Below are 18,493 nucleotides of genomic sequence, written 5' to 3'. Positions count from 1 at the left end.
GCAATCACTAGTGTCTTTGGATCCAAATTCCGTCGTCATTCAGGGTGAGTAGTTGTGACACAGAAGCCCAAACCGCTGCACAGCATCAAAGTCGATGGGCCGATTCCCGCACACCTTGCCCGCTCGATCATCGAAGAGACCCTGCGCTCGGCGATCCTTGACGGTCGCTTACCGTGCGGCACCGCCCTGCGCCAGCAGGATCTGGCCGACCTGTTCGGGGTCAGCCGGATGCCGGTGCGCGAGGCTCTGCGCCAGCTCGAAGCGCAGGAACTGCTAAGCGTCACCACCCACAAGGGCGCCGTTGTAGCGCCGCTGATCCAGGGCGACGCCACCGAAACCTACGAGTTGCGGATCCTGCTCGAATCCGAGGCCATGCGCCAGTCGATCCCGTTGCTGACCAGCGCCGATCACGCGCTTGCCGCCAGATATATCGAAGAACTCGAAATCCAGCACGACTACAGCGAAATCGGTCGGCTCAATCGTCTGTTCCACATGGCTTTGTACAGTAAGGCACCGAATCGGCGTTTGCTGCGATTGGTCGAAGACGGCCTCAATGAGGAAGAGCGCTTCCTGCGGTTCAACCTCGAAGCCATGGGCCTGGGCAAACTCTCCCAGGAAGATCACCGCGCCATGCTCCAGGCCGTGATCGCGCGCGATGTCGAGCTGTCGGTGAAGTTGCTCACACATCACCTCAACCGTGGCGTCGAGGTCATCACCCGCTATCTCGCCAGCCCCGCCGGACAAAACCGCAAGGCTGCACGCTGACACCCTCCACGCCGGTCTCTGGCCTTCGCGCCTGACCGGCGAATAACCCGCTTACAAATCCTCTCCCCCGATCCCCCGCAAACCTGGTGGCGGATCCGCCTGTTCGCTCTACCCTCCCAGCGCTCGCAAGCCCGTCATTGCGGCTCGGCGCGGACGAATCGGTCATAGCCGTCCCGCCAATTTACCCGCACTCTTTAACGGCCACCCCATGAAGAACGGGCGACGCGCCGCACTGCCGGCGCAGTCCCCGCACCAGGAACCTACGGAAGGAGCCTTGCCACGGGAAAAAGGGAAGTTACGGCGCCGTTTCCGGCCCACTTTCATTCCTATACATCACATAAATCCCCGCTTTTTAAAGTTGCTTTGAGTGAGGCATTCACTCTTGTTTTCAATTTTGGCCTTTATTTGCCGAAAGGAGCAACTACGCCCAAATAAAACTCAAATAAATAGTTTTATCAGGCCAACTCATATTCAAAAAACAGACAACTAAAAATAATTAAAAATAAACTTGTTAAGTTATTTAACGATGTATTAGCTTTTTATTGCCGAGCAGGGTTCACCCCGCAAACACGGCGCAGCTCCATAGTCAGGCTGCAGTCTTGGCAGATAAGCGCCAGGCTTCTGCTCAGAGCCTTCCATGCACTTCGCAAACTTTCACCGATCCGAATGAGGCCAGCGTTCGCCAATAGAAAACGTTTCAGATTTATTGAGTCCGCGTTAAAGCACAGAACGAGCAACTTCCTCTATTCCAATAACACCGAGGTTCGCCATGATGCCAACTAAAGAACAACTCGCCCTGAAAAAAGCGCAATTGAGCGTTCACCCGATCTTCACCGAGATCGATTCGTTATCGGTACTGCGCCGGTTCATGGAGTCCCACGTCTTCGCCGTGTGGGATTTCATGTCGCTGACCAAGCGCCTGCAGCAGGAACTGACCTGCACGCGGCTGCCCTGGTTGCCGCCACGAGACCCGCATGCCGCACGCCTGATCAATGAAATCGTGCTCGGTGAGGAGTCGGATGATCGTCCCGCTCACGGCCATTACAGCCATTTCGAGCTGTACCTGGACGCCATGCGCGAAGTCGGTGCGAGCACCACGGCGGTCGAGCGGTTTGTCGCGCTGCAGCAGGAAGGCGTGAGTTACGACGTCGCTCTGCAAAGCGTCGAAGTGGATCCGGCAGCAGCAAAATTTGTGCGCGAGACGCTGAACACCGCGCTGCACGCACCGGGCCACAGCGTCGCCGCGGCGTTCCTGCATGGCCGCGAGAGCGTAATCCCGCCGATGTTCCAGCGCATCCTCGATGACTGGGGGATCGGCATCGAACAGGCGCCGACCTTTCGCTATTACCTGGAGCGCCACATCGAGGTCGATTCGGAAGATCACGGCCCGGCGGCGGAGCACCTGCTCGATCGCCTGGTCGATGGCGATCCGCAACGCGAAGCCGAGGTCTATGCCAGCGCCATCGCGGCGGTGGAAAGCCGCATCGCCCTGTGGGACGGCCTGCGTCTGAGCATGCGCGAGACTTTGGTGGAGGTGGCCCAATGAACGCCGCCGACTACCAATCCTTCGCCGACGCCTGGGAAACCCGCGCCACCATCCGTACCCGACCACGGCGCGTGCTCGAAGACGATGAACGCCTGATCTACCCGCTGAGCCGCCAACCCCTGGTGCTCAGCGAAACCTTCCTGCGCGAATGCCCGCAGCAGCGGGATTTCGCCCTGGTGCAGACGCTGTACAAATTCATCAACGACGTGGTGATTTTCGAGACCGAGATCGTCGACAAGACCGCGCGCAGCATCGCCAAGAATCGCTTCGCCGTGGCCTTCCCGTTCGCCTGTCGCTACGACGCCATGACCGTGGTGGTGGACGAGGATTACCACGCGCTGGTAGCGATGGATTTTATGCAGCAGACCGTGGCCATGACCGGTATCGAGCCGATCGAACTGCCCACTGAAATCGAACTGAGCCGGGCGATTCCTGCCGCTGTGGCACTGGCGCCCGAGCACCTGCGCAGCGCGGTGGAACTGATCTGCGTGGCCATCGCCGAAAACACCGTGACCGGCGACGTCGCCGCGTTCGCCCGGGACGACACGGTCAAGCCGTCGATCAAAGGGCTGATGGCCGATCACTTGCTCGACGAGGGCCGCCACTCCAGCTTCTGGGCGCGCATGGTGCGTATCTATTGGCACACCGCCAATGACGCGGATCGGGCAACCATCGCGCAGATCCTGCCGGTGTTCATCGGCCATTACCTGACCAACGACATCCAGAAGTCCTTCGATTTGCGCCTGATCGACGCCCTGCCGGTCAGCGAGGCAGTGCACCGCTCGCTCAAGGACGAAATGGCCGGGCTGGCGTTTCCGATCAATCGCCACCATCCGCTGGTGGGCAACATCGTGCGCTTTTTCCACAGCAGCTCGCTGCTCGACACGCCGTGCGTGCAGCACGCCCTGCGTGACTATCTGGTTTGATGAGGAGGCCGACATGAGACGTCTCGACATTTTGCTGATTGGCGCCAGCCAGGCCATGACCGACCTGGCGCAGGAACTCGAACAACACGGTCACACTTTACGGCGCAGCGGCGCGGCGCAATCGCCGGTGGATCTGATCATCGACGACGGCTTCATCGGCGCCGGCGATTTCTGCGCCATCCCGCACCTGCATCTGCGCCTGGGTATCGGGTCGCCGAGCCTTGGCGGTTTACCGACGCTCGACCTGCTGTGCTTCCTCGGCTCGTCACTGATCAGCCGTGTGCCGATTGGCGATGAGCCGTCCGGCAATGGTCAGGCACTGCGCCAGCGAGTGCTGACGCATGTGGTCGACGAAGTCGCGTTGCTGGTCAGCCGTTTCTCCCGCGATGCCGAGTATTTGCAGCAGGCAGTGCCAGCCACGGCGCCGGACTTTGAACAGGTGGAAAATCTGTCGTTTCTCGACAGTCTGGCTTACGTCCATCGCCTCAACGCCACGACGCATCCGGAATTATTGCGACAGGCGCAGACGCCGCTGATCGAACGCCTGCAGCAGAGCCTGATCGCGCACGCCGAGCGACCGGCGTTGCACTTGGCCGAGCAGTCACTCAGCTATCGCCAGTTGCACACGCACAGCCGTGCGATCCAGCAACGTCTGCAACCGTTGCTCGAGCAGCATCCGCAGCCGTGGGTCGTGGGTATCTGCCAGCCGAAAAGCCCGGCGCTGTTCGCCTCGATTCTGGCGGTGCTCGGCAGTGGCGCGGTGTATCTGCCGCTGGAGCCGAGCCATCCGGTGCAGCGTCAGCAATACATCCTGCAAAACGCCGGCGCAGTGTTGTTGCTGCACGACGGCGAGCATCCGCTGGGTGAGTCGATGCCCGGGCTGGATGTCAGTCGTATCGACAGTGCCGACGCCGATCTCGACCTGCCGTTGATGCGTCAGCGGCCGACGCTTGAAGCACCGTGCATGGCGCTCTACACCTCCGGCACCACCGGCCATCCGAAGGGCGTGCTGCTGAGCCAGGCGAACCTTGCGCACTTCACCGCGTGGTACGCCGATTACGCGCAGTTGCACGCCGAAAGTCGGGTGTTGCAGTTCTCTTCGCTGAGTTTCGATTCTTCTCTGATCGATATCTTTCCGACGCTGCTGCAAGGCGCTGAACTGGTAGTACCGGATGACACCCAGCGCCGCGATCCGCTGCAACTGGTGGCGCTTATCCGCCGCCGGCAACTGACCCACGCGTTCCTGCCGCCGGCGCTGCTGAGCATCCTACCGCTGGAGCAATTGCAAGGCGTCGAGGTGATGACCGGCGGCGACATCTGCGAGCCCTTCGTCATCGAGCAACTGACCCGTCAGGGCAAGCTGCACAACCTCTACGGCCCCACCGAAGCGACGGTGCTGATTACCGCTCGCCAGCTCAAACCGGGTGACAGCAACCGTACTCTTGGCGCACCGATTGCCAACAGTCAGGTGCTGATTCTCGATGACGATCTGCAACCGGTGCCGGAGAACACCGTCGGCGAATTGTTCATCGTCGGCCCCGGCGTTTGCCTCGGTTATCTGAACAATCCGCAGCAGACTGCGGAGCGTTATCTGACCCTGCAACTGCCGCACGGTGAGAGCTTGCGCGCCTACCGCAGCGGCGACATGGCCAAGTGGGGCGAACACGGCATCGAGCTGTGTGGACGGCGCGACAATCAGGTAAAGATCCGTGGTTTCCGGGTCGAACCGGAAGAGATCGAGCGCTGCCTGCGCGAGAGCCAGTTGTACCGCCAGGTGGCGGTGGTGATCGACCATCAGCGGCGGATTCTGGCGTTCCTTGCGCAGCCGCAGTCGGACGCTGCCCGCGATCTGTTGAAGGCGCATGCCCAGCAGTTTCTGCCGGACTACATGCAACCGGTGGCGTGGACTGAACTGGCGCAGATGCCGTTCGCCAGCAACGGCAAGGTCGACCGCAAAGCGTTGCTGGAGCTGCCGGTGAGCGTGCAGGACAGCAGTCCGAAATGCCTGCCGGCAAACGCTGACGAAGCGTTGCTGCTGGAGATCTGGGCGGAACTGCTGGAGCTGCCGAGCAGCGATATTTCCACCGACGAAAGCTTCTTCAATCTCGGTGGGCATTCGATTCTGCTGTCGCGGATGTTGCTGCGCTTGCGTGAGGAGTTCGGGCGCAGCATCTCGATCAACCGCTTCATCGAATTGCCGACCATCATCAAACTCGCAACGCTGGTGCGCGGTACCGATGACAGCGCGGTGCTCAGCGCCCAGGCCATGGCCGACGCCGAGCGTGCGCTGAACATTGAGCCGCTGCCCATCAGTCGCTTGGGCGATGTGCACAAGGTGATCGTCACCGGCGCCAACAGCTTTGTCGGCGTGCACATCGTCGAAGCGCTGCTTGGTTGGGGCGCCAGCGAAGTGGCGTGTCTGGTGCGCGACGGGGGCGGGCAAACGGCGGCGCAGCGTTTTGCTCAGGCGTTGCGCGAGAACCGCCTCGAACATCTCGATTTGAGCCGGGTGCGAATCTACTCCGCGGACCTCACCCGCCCGCAACTGGGTCTGGCCGCTGACGATTATCAGCGCCTGGATCGCGAGTTCGGCGCGCTGGTGCACAACGCCGCCAACGTCAATCACGTGCTTGATTACGAGTCGCTTGCCGCAGATAACGTCGAGCCGATTTTCGAGCTGCTGCGCCTGTGTGAAGGGCGCAGCAAAAAGGTCTTCAATTTTGTCTCGACGCTGTCCGCTTCCAGCACCGTCGATAGCGAAGGCCACGTGCTCGAATTGCCCGCCGCAGCGACCCCGCCGATCTACATTCGCAACGGCTACAACCTGTCGAAATGGGTCGGCGAACGCATCCTCGAACGGGCCCGCGAGCGCGGGGTGTGGGTCAACCTGTATCGCCCCGGCAACATCAGCTTCAACAGCCTGAGCGGCGTCTGCCAGCCGCACAAAAACCGTTTGATGCTGATGCTCAAGGGCTCGATCCAGCTCGGTCAGGTGCCGGCCTTCGCGCTGAATTTCGACCTGATGCCGGTGGACTTTCTCGCCCGCTTCATCGCCTTCCACGCCAGCCGTTATTCGACCAAGCGTGCGGTGTTCAACCTGCACAACCCCGAGCCGCTGAGTTGGGATGCCTACGTCGCCTCGTTCCGCGAAACCGGCAGCGAGTTCTCGCTGGTCAGCGTCGCCGACTGGCAGCAGCAACTGGGCCGGGTCGATGCCGACAACGCGCTGTTCGGCGTGCTCGGTTTCTACCTCAACGGCTTCGAGGAAGACATCGGCGACATCTCCCTGATCGGCCATGCCAACGCCAAGGCCGGCGTGCGGCAGATGGGCGCGCAGTACCCGGAAAAATCCCCGGCGCTGCTACGTCGCGGCTGCGATTACTTGAAACAGATCAACTTCATCTAGTTCATCAAAAAGGAGCAACACCATGAGCAATCTGCAACCCGACACCCTGATCAAAAACCCGCACGGCTGCCACGTTGTGTCTTCGGTGGAGGTGCCGGCGGACGCGGCGCAGGTCTGGGCGGTGGTCGGCAATTTCGCTGGCTTCGACCGTTTCATTCCGGCGCTGTCGCACATCGAAATGACCGGCGACGGCGTGTCGTCGCTGCGCAAGAAATTCTTCAAGGATGGCAATGTGGTGGTCGAACAACTCAACTCCCGCGATGAGCAGGCGCGCGCCATGACCTGGACCACGATTTACAACACCTTGGGTGTGGCGAATTTGTGGGCGGCGATGAATGTGGAATCACTGGGGGCGGGGAAGTCGCGGGCGACCTGGACGATCATTGCCGAGCCGGCTTCAGGTGGGGAGGAAGCGCTGCCGGGGTTCAAGGATTTCGTGCAGGGGTTTGCCGATGATGCGATGGGGAATGTGCTGAAGCTGTTTGTGTAAGGCTTCAGTTTGGCGGTGACTGAACTACCGCCTTCGCGAGCAAGCCCGCTCCCACATTTTGATTGCATTCCTTCTGTAGGAACGCGGTCAATTTGTGGGAGCGGGCTTGCTCGCGAAGAACGATAACGCGGTCTTCCGTCTGGCGATCAGATCTTGAAGCTGTCGACCAACTGCTTCAACCGGTTCGCCTGCTGCGACAACGCATCGCAATCCTTCAATGTTTCATTGAGGTTGGCGACGCTCTGCTGGTTCAGTAGGTTGATCTGGTTGACATCGACGTTGAGGGTTTCCACCACCGCCGTCTGCTCTTCGGTCGCGGCAGCCACCGACTGGTTCATGCCGTCGATTTCGCCGATGCGCTGGGTCACGCTGACGAGGCGCAGGCCAGCCTGATTCGCCACTTCAACGCTCTCTTCGCTGGACGCCTGACTGGCGTTCATGGTGGTCACCGCTTCACGGGAACCGACCTGCAAGGAGGTGATCATCTTGTGGATCTCCTCCGCCGATTCCTGGGTGCGATGGGCGAGGTTGCGCACCTCGTCCGCCACCACCGCAAAACCACGTCCGGCTTCACCAGCACGTGCCGCTTCGATGGCCGCGTTGAGCGCCAGCAGGTTGGTCTGCTGCGAGATGCCTTTGATCACATCGAGGATGTGGCCGATGTTGTCGGTGCTGGCGTTCAGAGTTTCAATCTGGGTGCACGACAGGCTGATCTTCTGCGACAGCTCGGTCATCGCCTGAATGGTCTGCTCGACCACCTGACGACCGTCATCGGCCTGCTCGCTCGCGCCGCTGGCGTGCTGCGAAGCATCGGCGGCATTTCGGGCGATTTCCTGAGTGGCGGCGCCCAACTGGTTGATCGCGGCAGCCACGCTGTTGGTGCGGGCACTTTGTTCGTCGGAACCGATGATCGAGGCGTTGGACGACGCCATCACCCGTTGCGACAGGTCATGTACATGACGGGTGGCCGACGACACTTCGGAAATCGACGCGTGAATGCGCTCGACGAACTGGTTGAACGAGCTGCCCAGTTCGGCGAACTCATCCTTGCCTTCCACGACCAGACGCCGGGTCAGGTCGCCTTCACCCTGGGCGATGTCCTGCATCGCGCGGCCCATGGTGGTCAGCGGACGCATCAGGACGTTGATCAGCAGGCTCAACAGCAACGCAATCGCAGCGACCGCGACGAACATCGCGATCAGCGCCGAAGTACGGAACTGGCTGAGGGCGGCGTAGGCCTTGTCACGATCGATCGACAGACCGATGTACCAGTCGGCATTCGGCAAACCGCTGACCGGGGTGAACGACAGGATACGTTCCTGGCCGTTGAGCACCACGTTCTGGTTGCCTTTCTCGATGCGCACGCCGGAATTCGGGTAGATGTCCTTGAGGTTCTTCATCACCTGATCTTTGTCCGGGCTGACGATCACTTGGCCGTCACCGCTGACCAGGAACGCGTGGCCAAGGCCACCGAAGTCCACCGAGTTGATGATCTTCACCAGTGTTTCCAGGCTCAGGTCGCCACCGACTACACCCAGCAGTTCGCCATTCTTTTTCACCGGCATGGCGATGGTCACCACCAGACCACCGACCGCCGCCATGTACGGCGGGGTCAGCATGGTTTTGTCGGCGACCACGGCCTGCTTGTACCAAGGGCGCTGACGCGGGTCGTAGCCGTCGGGCATTTTCGCGTCAGGGCGCTGAGTGAACACCCCGTTGGCCTGGCCGACGTAGGTGAACTGGAAGTTCGAGGTGAAGGCCGGTTGATCGACCAGCCCCGGGAAGTCGGCGTCCTTGCCCTGATGGGCAACGTTTTGCGCGAGGTTTTCCAGCACCAGAATTCGCCCGCTCATCCAGTTCTGCACGCTGCTGGCGGTCAGATCGCCGGCCTGCTGCACGGACGACTGAAGGTTCTGGCGAATGGTGTTGCGTTGCAGATAGTCGTTGTAGAGGGTGAACAAAGCGAAAGCCAGGACCACGACGCCCGAGGCGGCCAACAGGATTTTATGGCTGAACTTGAGATTCATTTCATGGGACTTCTTATGCAAAAGTGGGGATGCGTTCCGGGATGCAACATTCCATGTACAGCGCAGGCGGCGTTCTGACGACCGCTCTACTTTGGTGCACGCATGTCTCACCAGTCTGTCGGCACCGTTCGCGGAAAACTTAGGGCGTTGTGGGAAATGTGCGGCATTTCTGTCAGATTCCCGCCGAACGGCGTGCCAGAGCGTTTGCCTTCAGTTTTTTAAGACGGTTATTCGTGCGGAGGTTGCAAAATTCTCAGCCCTTGATAAAAATGCGACTAATTATCATTTGTGACGTTCGGGCTGTCGCGTTCATGTCCTCACCTGAGTTTGCAATGCAGGCGCTTTACAGGAGTCATCACGGCTGGCTCAACGCCTGGCTGCGAGCGCGGCTGGGCAATGCCGCAGATGCCGCGGATCTGGCCCAGGACACCTTCGTCCGTCTGTTGCAGCGCAGCGAACGTCTGGAACTCAAGGCACCTCGCGCATTTTTACGCACCATCGCCCGTGGCCTGGTAATCGACCACTGGCGCCGTGCAGAAATCGAACGCGCCTATCTCGAAGCCATCGCCCATTTGCCCGAAGCCGAAACCCCAAGCGCCGAAGCTCGCGCGTTGGTGATCGAGTTGCTCGAGAGCGTGGCGCGCATGCTCGAAGGCTTGCGGCCGAAAGTGCGTCAGGCGTTTCTGCTGGCGCAGTGCGAAGGTTTGACCCACAGGCAAATCGCCGCGCAGATGGGTTTGTCACTGCGCTCAGTCGAACGTTACGTCGCCGATGCGCTGTATCACTGTTACATGTTGCGGTACGAAGCCTGATGCCTGTGGACAACAACTCAGTCGGGCGCCGCGCCGAGCCGCAACAACAGGTGGTCAAGCAAGCCATTCACTGGTTGCTGCGGCTGCGCAACAACCATGGCAATGCGCGCCTGAGTCATCAGTGCGACGCGTGGCGCGCCGAACATCATGAACATGAACTGGCCTGGCAACGTGTGCAGTCGTTGCAGGCGGAATTGAGCCATAACCTGCGCGCCGTGCCCGGTGCGCACGTGGCGCTGAATACGCTGGAAAACAGTGCGCAAGGACTCGGACGGCGACAGGCCTTGAAGTTGCTGTCCGGCACGGTACTGATGGCCTCCGCGGCGTGGCTGGCCAAGGACATCTCCGTCTGGCAGCAGTGGCGCGCCGATTATGCAACGGCGACCGGCGAACGCCGCGGCTTCCAGTTGCCCGACGGCACGCGGATCGAGCTGAACACTGCAAGTGCTGTGGATCTGGATTACACCGCGCAACAACGGCTGATCAAACTCACTCGCGGGGAAATCATCGTTACCTGCGGCGGTAACGATGAAGGCGCGACGTTCAACCGGCCACTTCGCGTGCAAAGTCGTCATGGCATTTATGAGCCGATAAAAGCCCGCTTCATTCTGCGTCAGGACAGCGATTGCACGCGGCTCACCGTCAGCTCAGGGAGCGTCGCCATTCGCAGCGGCGCAACCTCCGTCGAGGCGCTCGCCGGGCAGACCTATCTGATCGATCACCATCAGGTGCGCCCGGCCCCGCCACTGGATATGGACGTGGGCGCGTGGGCCGATGGTTTGATTGTGACCCGCAACATGCGCCTGGGCGATTTCCTCAATGAAGTCGGGCGTTATCGGCAGGGCTTTGTGACGTGCGCGCCGCAGGTGGCGGACTTGCGCCTGTCCGGAGTGTTCCGCCTGGAGGACACCGACAAGCTGCTGGCCATCCTGCCGCAGACCCTGCCGGTGCAATTGCGTTATCGCACCCGATGGTGGGTCACACTCGAGGCGGTGACCTGAAATTACTTTGGCGGGTTTTCGCGACAAGTCCGGCTTGGTCAGTAAGCACTTCAACTCAGCCTTTGCGACTTGCCACGGAAACCGACAATGACTGTCCGCCTCACCTGTAAGAAACCGCTGAATTTCACTGCCGAATCGGGCCTGCTGCGCCACGCCGTTCGCGCCGCCCTGCTGTCCACCGTTCTGGGTGCCGGTGCGCTGCCCGGCCTGAGCGTCGCCGCCCCTGCCAGTGAAGCGAGCAGTCATCGCTACAGCATCGGCGCCGGCCCGCTGGGCGAAGCGCTGAACCAGTTTGCCCGTCAGGCAGGCATTACCCTGGCGATGACTCCGCAGCAAACGCAGGGACAACAGTCTCCGGGCGTACAGGGCGAATATTCAACTGATCAGGCGTTGAGCCATTTGCTCAGCGGTTCGGGCCTGGAAGCAGTCAGCCAGGACGGCAGCAGCTACGTCCTGCGTCCTGTCAGTGAAACCGATGCGCTGGCACTGCCAACCACCGATATCAAAGGTTTCGCCCTCGGCAACGCACTCGGCAGCATGGAAGGCTATAACGCCACCCACAGCCAGATCGCCACCAAGACCAGTACCGCGTTGCTGGAAACTTCGCAAAGCGTGTCCGTGGTCACCCGCGAGCAAATGGACGATCAAGGCTCGCAGACCGTCTCCCAGGCGATGCGTTATACCCCCGGCGTGCTGACCAACCCTTACGGGGCGACCCATCGCTACGACTATGTGGCGATGCGCGGCTTCAACGATGGCTCGGTGGATAACATCTACCTCGACGGCCTCAAGTCGATGGGCGACAGCGGGACCTACAGCACCATGCAGGTCGATCCGTATTTCCTCGAGCGCGTGGATATTCTCAAAGGCCCGTCGTCGGTCTTGTATGGCCGCAGTTCGCCCGGTGGCCTGGTGGCGCTGACCAGCAAAAAGCCGTTGTACGAGGCCTATCATCAGGTTCAGGCCACGGTCGGTACCCAAGGTCAGCGCGGGGTCGGTTTTGACTTCAGCGGTCCGGGCGATGACGACAAGCGCATTGCCTATCGTCTGACCGGTTTGACGGATCAGTCCGACACACAATTCGATCACAACAAGGAAAAACGCTTCGCCCTCGCTCCGACGCTGAGCATCGATTTCACTGAAGACACCTCGCTGACGCTGCAGGCGTATCTGCAGCACGATCCGGATGGCGGCTACCACGGCGGCGTGCCGGCGGACGGGACGATTCATCAGCGCAACGGCAATCGCATCTCGCCGCACTTCTTCGAGGGTGAGCCGGGGATTGATGGCTACTCGCGGGATCAGCAATCGTTCGGCTATCAGTTCGAACATCGCTTCAACGATGTCTTCACAGCGCGGCAGAACTTCCGTTACCTCGACTCCAAAGTGAACATGGATCAGGTTTACGCCTATGGCTGGACGACGCCAACCAGCAACGAACTGAACCGTTATTACACCGGCGGCGATGAACGTCTGCATGCGTTCATCGTCGACAACATGCTGCAGGCCGAATTCTTCACCGGAGCTACCAAGCACACCGTGTTGATGGGTGCGGACTATCAGCGGCGCAAAACGGTGGTCGACTGGACCAGTGGCGGTCTGGCGCCGATCAATGCGTTCAACCCGGTCTATGGCAACTCAGCGATCGATATGTACGGCGACACCAGTTACCTGCGGCGCCTGGAGCAGACCGGGGTCTACCTGCAAGACCTGATCGAGATGAACCAGTGGCGGTTCTCGCTGGGCCTGCGTCAGGACTGGGTCGAGACGTCGGATGAGAACCGTATCGCCGAAGCGGGCCGTTCGGTGGGCACGGAAATCAACGACCGCCGCACCAAACTGACCGGCCGCGCTGGTGCGTTGTATCTGTTCGATAACGGCCTGGCGCCGTACATCAGCTACTCCGAGTCGTTTAACCCGAACTCGTATGCCGACAGCGCCGGTAATCCTCTGCCTCCGACCGATGGCACACAGTGGGAAGTCGGCCTGAAGTATCAACCGCCGGGCACCGACAACCTGTTCACAGCCTCGCTGTTCCGCATTGATCAGGAGAACCTCGCGACCAAGTTGCCACAGGAAAACTTCTACCGAGCAGTCGGCGCTGTGCGCTCGCAAGGTCTGGAGCTGGAAGCGCACATGCAGTTGACCGACAACCTGAAAGTCCTCGGCAGCTACACCTTCACCGATATCGAGTACTCGAAGTCGATGGTCAGCACCTTGAGCACGCCGACCGATGTGATCGAGAACAAAGGCAACTCGCCGACTCAGGCACCGCGGCACATGGCGTCGTTGTGGGCGGACTACAAATTCGACAGTGCGGCACTCGACGGCCTGCGCCTGGGCGGTGGTGTGCGTTATGTCGGTTACAGCTGGGCGGATGCGGAAAACACGCTGAAGGTACCTTCCTACACCTTGTTCGACGCCTCCATCGGTTATGACTTGGGCAAGGTCGGCTTGAAGGGCGTCGACGTGCGCTTGAATGCGAACAACCTGACCAACGAGTCCTACGTGGCCTCCTGCGCCAGCCTGAACTTCTGCTACATGGGCGAAGAGCGCAACGTCGCCGCCACGGTCAGCTACCAGTTCTAAGCCTTTGCCTTGTGCATAAAAAAGCCAGCCGCTGATTTCTCAGGGGCTGGCTTTGTCGTCTTTGTGGGGAAATCTTCATGCGCGCATTGTTGGTGTTGTTGCATCGCTATATCGGCCTGGCGACGGCGGTGTTTTTGCTGTTGGCCGGGATTACCGGAAGCATTCTGGCGTTTAATCATGAGCTGGATGAGTGGCTGAATCCGCAATTCTATGCGGCGTCCGCCGAGGGTCAGCGATTGCCTCCAGGGGCGTTGGTCGAGGCTGTGCAAACCACCCATCCGAAGCTGCAGGTCTGGTACATGGAGTATCCGGACGAGTTGGGGCATACCGCGCTATTGGCAGCTGTTCCACGTAACGATCCGGCGACGGGCAAACCGTTTGATGAGCGCAATCAGGTGTTCTACCTGGACCCGGTGAGTGCCGAGCAGAAAGGGCAACGTTACTGGGGCGAGTGCTGCTTTTCCCGGGAGAACTTCATTCCGTTCATTCTCGAGTTTCATTACAACCTGACGCTGCCCGGAAACTGGGGCTTGTGGTTGATGGGTCTGGTTGCGTGCGCCTGGGTGATCGATTGCTTTATCGCCTTTTCGCTGACATTTCCTCGTGGCAAGCCGTTCTGGAGAAAGTGGTCGACGGCCTGGAAGATCAAGGGCAGGCACGCTTACCGGCTCAACTTCGACCTGCATCGTGCGGGGGGATTGTGGCTGTGGTTGTTGTTGCTGCCGATTGCGGTCAGCAGTGTCGCGATGAATTTGCCGAGTCAGGTGTTCAAACCGGCAGTGTCGTGGTTTTCGCCGATTGAACCGAGCGTTTATGAGGCTCGAGGGCGAATGCCTCCCTCGGAGTTGGGGGTGACACAGTTGAGTTATCAACAGGCGTATGAAAGGGCAGTGCAGGAGGGAAAAAGGTTAGGACTGACAGCGGCGATCGGGGAGTTGTATTACAGCTTTGAGTACAACTTCTACGGTGCAGGATTTGGACAACATGACACTCAAGCGCATGGAAAATCCTGGTTGTTCTTTCACGGCACGGACGGACGATTATTAGGGCAGGAAATCGCTGGAGAAGGGACATTGGGGGAGCGGTTTTATCGATTGCAGCTACCGATACATGGCGGACGGATCATAGGCTTTACCGGTCAGGTGCTGATCGCGGTATTGGGTGTTGTGATTGCGGGACTGTCAGGGACTGGCGTCTATATCTGGTGGCGTAAGTGGCAAGCTCGGCGCATCAGCAAGGCTCGTAAAACGGTCTGATGTTTGGGAGTCCTGAAACGACAAAACCCCTGTCTGCGTTAGCAGACAGGGGTTCTGGAATTTAATCTTGACGATGACCTACTCTCACATGGGGAAACCCCACACTACCATCGGCGATGCATCGTTTCACTTCTGAGTTCGGGATGGGATCAGGTGGTTCCAACGCTCTATGGTCGTCAAGAAATTCGGGTACTGACTCGTGACCGGTTGGCCTCGCTTCAGCAAATCGGGTATGTGATACAGGTGTTTGTGAGCATCGCGAACTTTCGGTTCATTGCGTCTTCACACACCGCAATCTGGTCTCTTTCGAGCATTCAGATTGCTTGGGTGTTATATGGTCAAGCCTCACGGGCAATTAGTATTGGTTAGCTCAACGCCTCACAGCGCTTACACACCCAACCTATCAACGTCGTAGTCTTCGACGGCCCTTCAGGGAACTCAAGGTTCCAGTGAGATCTCATCTTGAGGCAAGTTTCCCGCTTAGATGCTTTCAGCGGTTATCTTTCCCGAACATAGCTACCCGGCAATGCCACTGGCGTGACAACCGGAACACCAGAGGTTCGTCCACTCCGGTCCTCTCGTACTAGGAGCAGCCCCTCTCAAATCTCAAACGTCCACGGCAGATAGGGACCGAACTGTCTCACGACGTTCTAAACCCAGCTCGCGTACCACTTTAAATGGCGAACAGCCATACCCTTGGGACCGGCTTCAGCCCCAGGATGTGATGAGCCGACATCGAGGTGCCAAACACCGCCGTCGATATGAACTCTTGGGCGGTATCAGCCTGTTATCCCCGGAGTACCTTTTATCCGTTGAGCGATGGCCCTTCCATACAGAACCACCGGATCACTAAGACCTACTTTCGTACCTGCTCGACGTGTCTGTCTCGCAGTCAAGCGCGCTTTTGCCTTTATACTCTACGACCGATTTCCGACCGGTCTGAGCGCACCTTCGTACTCCTCCGTTACTCTTTAGGAGGAGACCGCCCCAGTCAAACTACCCACCATACACTGTCCTCGATCCGGATAACGGACCTGAGTTAGAACCTCAAAGTTGCCAGGGTGGTATTTCAAGGATGGCTCCACGCGAACTGGCGTCCACGCTTCAAAGCCTCCCACCTATCCTACACAAGCAAATTCAAAGTCCAGTGCAAAGCTATAGTAAAGGTTCACGGGGTCTTTCCGTCTAGCCGCGGATACACTGCATCTTCACAGCGATTTCAATTTCACTGAGTCTCGGGTGGAGACAGCGCCGCCATCGTTACGCCATTCGTGCAGGTCGGAACTTACCCGACAAGGAATTTCGCTACCTTAGGACCGTTATAGTTACGGCCGCCGTTTACCGGGGCTTCGATCAAGAGCTTCGCGTTAGCTAACCCCATCAATTAACCTTCCGGCACCGGGCAGGCGTCACACCCTATACGTCCACTTTCGTGTTTGCAGAGTGCTGTGTTTTTAATAAACAGTCGCAGCGGCCTGGTATCTTCGACCGGCATGAGCTTACGGAGCAAGTCCTTCACCCTCACCGGCGCACCTTCTCCCGAAGTTACGGTGCCATTTTGCCTAGTTCCTTCACCCGAGTTCTCTCAAGCGCCTTGGTATTCTCTACCCAACCACCTGTGTCGGTTTGGGGTACGGTTCCTGGTTATCTGAAGCTTAGAAGCTTTTCTTGGAAGCATGGCATCAACCACTTCGTCACCCAAAGGGTAACTCGTCATCAGCTCTCGGCCTTAAGATCCCGGATTTACCTAAGATCTCAGCCTACCACCTTAAACTTGGACAACCAACGCCAAGCTGGCCTAGCCTTCTCCGTCCCTCCATCGCAATAACCAGAAGTACAGGAATATTAACCTGTTTTCCATCGACTACGCTTTTCAGCCTCGCCTTAGGGACCGACTAACCCTGCGTCGATTAACGTTGCGCAGGAAACCTTGGTCTTTCGGCGTGGGTGTTTTTCACACCCATTGTCGTTACTCATGTCAGCATTCGCACTTCTGATACCTCCAGCAAGCTTCTCAACTCACCTTCACAGGCTTACAGAACGCTCCTCTACCGCATCACTTGCGTGATACCCGTAGCTTCGGTGTATGGTTTGAGCCCCGTTACATCTTCCGCGCAGGCCGACTCGACTAGTGAGCTATTACGCTTTCTTTAAAGGGTGGCTGCTTCTAAGCCAACCTCCTAGCTGTCTAAGCCTTCCCACATCGTTTCCCACTTAACCATAACTTTGGGACCTTAGCTGACGGTCTGGGTTGTTTCCCTTTTCACGACGGACGTTAGCACCCGCCGTGTGTCTCCCATGCTCGGCACTTGTAGGTATTCGGAGTTTGCATCGGTTTGGTAAGTCGGGATGACCCCCTAGCCGAAACAGTGCTCTACCCCCTACAGTGATACATGAGGCGCTACCTAAATAGCTTTCGAGGAGAACCAGCTATCTCCGAGCTTGATTAGCCTTTCACTCCGATCCACAGGTCATCCGCTAACTTTTCAACGGTAGTCGGTTCGGTCCTCCAGTCAGTGTTACCTAACCTTCAACCTGCCCATGGATAGATCGCCCGGTTTCGGGTCTATTCCCAGCGACTAGACGCCCTATTAAGACTCGCTTTCGCTACGCCTCCCCTATTCGGTTAAGCTCGCCACTGAAAATAAGTCGCTGACCCATTATACAAAAGGTACGCAGTCACCCAACAAAGTGGGCTCCCACTGCTTGTACGCATACGGTTTCAGGATCTATTTCACTCCCCTCTCCGGGGTTCTTTTCGCCTTTCCCTCACGGTACTAGTTCACTATCGGTCAGTCAGTAGTATTTAGCCTTGGAGGATGGTCCCCCCATATTCAGACAAAGTTTCTCGTGCTCCGTCCTACTCGATTTCATGACTAAGAGATTTTCGCGTACAGGGCTATCACCCACTATGGCCGCACTTTCCAGAGCGTTCCGCTAATCTCAAAGCCACTTAAGGGCTAGTCCCCGTTCGCTCGCCACTACTAAGGGAATCTCGGTTGATTTCTTTTCCTCAGGGTACTTAGATGTTTCAGTTCCCCTGGTTCGCCTCTTGCACCTATGTATTCAGTACAAGATAACCATCTTATGATGGCTGGGTTCCCCCATTCAGACATCTCCGGATCAAAGTCTGTTTGCCGACTCCCCGAAGCTTTTCGCAGGCTACCACGTCTTTCATCGCCTCTGACTGCCAAGGCATCCACCGTATGCGCTTCTTCACTTGACCATATAACCCCAAGCAATCTGGTTATACTGTGAAGACGACATTCGCCGAAAATTCGCAAAACTCTTAAGAGTCACTCACAAATTTTACCTTAGCCTGATCCGTTACCAGTGAAAGTAACGTTCAGTCTATCTTTCTATCACATACCCAAATTTTTAAAGAACGATCTAATCAAAAGACTAGAAATCAGCATTCACCATCACAGCGATGGAATGCTCATTTCTAAGCTTTCAAACTTCAGAAGCAGTGGTGGTGGAGCCAAGCGGGATCGAACCGCTGACCTCCTGCGTGCAAGGCAGGCGCTCTCCCAGCTGAGCTATGGCCCCGTATTTCTACAGGTTTCCCACACAAAAATTGGTGGGTCTGGGCAGATTCGAACTGCCGACCTCACCCTTATCAGGGGTGCGCTCTAACCAACTGAGCTACAGACCCAATTTCGGGCTGCTTCTATC

The 18,493-nt window shown here is 58.4% G+C and carries 10 protein-coding genes, 2 tRNA genes and 2 rRNA genes; 9 read left to right on the top strand and 5 right to left on the bottom strand.

Annotated features, from left to right (window positions below):
* The first annotated feature begins 54 nt into the window (after window positions 1-54).
* The 5 genes from AC1RBR_RS01675 (at window position 55) to AC1RBR_RS01655 (ending at window position 7,133) form a co-directional block, all read left to right on the top strand.
* Window positions 55-765 (top strand): GntR family transcriptional regulator, encoded by a 711-nt coding sequence (locus AC1RBR_RS01675; RefSeq protein ID WP_095140125.1) that lies wholly within the window; start codon window positions 55-57, stop codon window positions 763-765.
* 769 nt (window positions 766-1,534) lie between these two features.
* Window positions 1,535-2,311, top strand: a complete 777-nt coding sequence (locus tag AC1RBR_RS01670; RefSeq protein WP_481396200.1) for a DUF3050 domain-containing protein — start codon at window positions 1,535-1,537, stop codon at window positions 2,309-2,311.
* Window positions 2,308-3,237 carry a diiron oxygenase gene (locus AC1RBR_RS01665; RefSeq protein WP_492562670.1) on the top strand — a complete coding sequence of 310 codons (930 nt, stop codon included), beginning with the start codon at window positions 2,308-2,310 and terminating at the stop codon, window positions 3,235-3,237. The genes AC1RBR_RS01670 and AC1RBR_RS01665 overlap by 4 nt, the downstream gene beginning before the upstream one ends.
* A gap of 13 nt (window positions 3,238-3,250) precedes the next feature.
* Window positions 3,251-6,643, top strand: a complete 3,393-nt coding sequence (locus AC1RBR_RS01660) for an amino acid adenylation domain-containing protein (RefSeq protein ID WP_492562668.1) — start codon at window positions 3,251-3,253, stop codon at window positions 6,641-6,643.
* A 22-nt stretch (window positions 6,644-6,665) separates the two neighbouring features.
* A complete protein-coding gene (locus tag AC1RBR_RS01655; protein WP_027611106.1) occupies window positions 6,666-7,133 on the top strand; it encodes an SRPBCC family protein in 468 nt (155 codons plus the stop codon).
* A 146-nt stretch (window positions 7,134-7,279) separates the two neighbouring features.
* Here AC1RBR_RS01655 and AC1RBR_RS01650 read toward each other — a convergent pair whose 3' ends face one another.
* Window positions 7,280-9,160, bottom strand: coding sequence for a methyl-accepting chemotaxis protein (locus AC1RBR_RS01650; RefSeq protein ID WP_095140130.1), 1,881 nt, complete (start codon window positions 9,158-9,160; stop codon window positions 7,280-7,282).
* Between the two features lie 311 nt (window positions 9,161-9,471).
* Here AC1RBR_RS01650 and AC1RBR_RS01645 point away from each other — a divergent pair, with 311 nt between their 5' ends.
* From AC1RBR_RS01645 to AC1RBR_RS01630, 4 genes are all read left to right on the top strand, one after another.
* Window positions 9,472-9,972 (top strand): sigma-70 family RNA polymerase sigma factor, encoded by a 501-nt coding sequence (locus AC1RBR_RS01645; RefSeq protein ID WP_492562666.1) that lies wholly within the window; start codon window positions 9,472-9,474, stop codon window positions 9,970-9,972.
* A complete protein-coding gene (locus tag AC1RBR_RS01640) occupies window positions 9,972-10,973 on the top strand; it encodes a FecR domain-containing protein (RefSeq protein ID WP_492562664.1) in 1,002 nt (333 codons plus the stop codon). The genes AC1RBR_RS01645 and AC1RBR_RS01640 overlap by 1 nt, the downstream gene beginning before the upstream one ends.
* Window positions 10,974-11,060: 87 nt before the next feature.
* Window positions 11,061-13,562, top strand: a complete 2,502-nt coding sequence (locus tag AC1RBR_RS01635; protein WP_492562662.1) for a TonB-dependent siderophore receptor — start codon at window positions 11,061-11,063, stop codon at window positions 13,560-13,562.
* Between the two features lie 77 nt (window positions 13,563-13,639).
* A complete protein-coding gene (locus AC1RBR_RS01630; RefSeq protein ID WP_492562661.1) occupies window positions 13,640-14,818 on the top strand; it encodes a PepSY-associated TM helix domain-containing protein in 1,179 nt (392 codons plus the stop codon).
* A 65-nt stretch (window positions 14,819-14,883) separates the two neighbouring features.
* Here the strand turns inward: AC1RBR_RS01630 and rrf are convergent.
* From rrf to AC1RBR_RS01610, 4 genes are all read right to left on the bottom strand, one after another.
* A 5S ribosomal RNA gene (gene rrf / locus AC1RBR_RS01625) occupies window positions 14,884-14,999 on the bottom strand.
* A 153-nt stretch (window positions 15,000-15,152) separates the two neighbouring features.
* Window positions 15,153-18,044, bottom strand: a 23S ribosomal RNA gene (locus AC1RBR_RS01620).
* 247 nt (window positions 18,045-18,291) lie between these two features.
* A tRNA-Ala gene (locus tag AC1RBR_RS01615) sits at window positions 18,292-18,367 on the bottom strand.
* A gap of 29 nt (window positions 18,368-18,396) precedes the next feature.
* Window positions 18,397-18,473: transfer RNA gene (locus tag AC1RBR_RS01610), tRNA-Ile, on the bottom strand.
* Window positions 18,474-18,493 lie beyond the last annotated feature (20 nt).

The sequence above is a fragment of the Pseudomonas sp. GW823-FHT01D03 genome (genome assembly GCF_058798255.1).
Note: the sequence above shows the minus strand (reverse complement) of the source record. Positions and strands in the feature narration are given on the sequence as shown.

Coding starts and splice junctions, on each gene's coding strand:
- AC1RBR_RS01660 (WP_492562668.1), top strand. CDS start 3,251: ATGAGACGTCTCGACATTTTGCTGATTGGCGCCAGCCAGGCCATGACC.
- AC1RBR_RS01635 (WP_492562662.1), top strand. CDS start 11,061: ATGACTGTCCGCCTCACCTGTAAGAAACCGCTGAATTTCACTGCCGAA.
- AC1RBR_RS01640 (WP_492562664.1), top strand. CDS start 9,972: ATGCCTGTGGACAACAACTCAGTCGGGCGCCGCGCCGAGCCGCAACAA.
- AC1RBR_RS01655 (WP_027611106.1), top strand. CDS start 6,666: ATGAGCAATCTGCAACCCGACACCCTGATCAAAAACCCGCACGGCTGC.
- AC1RBR_RS01650 (WP_095140130.1), bottom strand. CDS start 9,160: ATGAATCTCAAGTTCAGCCATAAAATCCTGTTGGCCGCCTCGGGCGTC.
- AC1RBR_RS01670 (WP_481396200.1), top strand. CDS start 1,535: ATGATGCCAACTAAAGAACAACTCGCCCTGAAAAAAGCGCAATTGAGC.
- AC1RBR_RS01645 (WP_492562666.1), top strand. CDS start 9,472: ATGTCCTCACCTGAGTTTGCAATGCAGGCGCTTTACAGGAGTCATCAC.
- AC1RBR_RS01630 (WP_492562661.1), top strand. CDS start 13,640: ATGCGCGCATTGTTGGTGTTGTTGCATCGCTATATCGGCCTGGCGACG.
- AC1RBR_RS01665 (WP_492562670.1), top strand. CDS start 2,308: ATGAACGCCGCCGACTACCAATCCTTCGCCGACGCCTGGGAAACCCGC.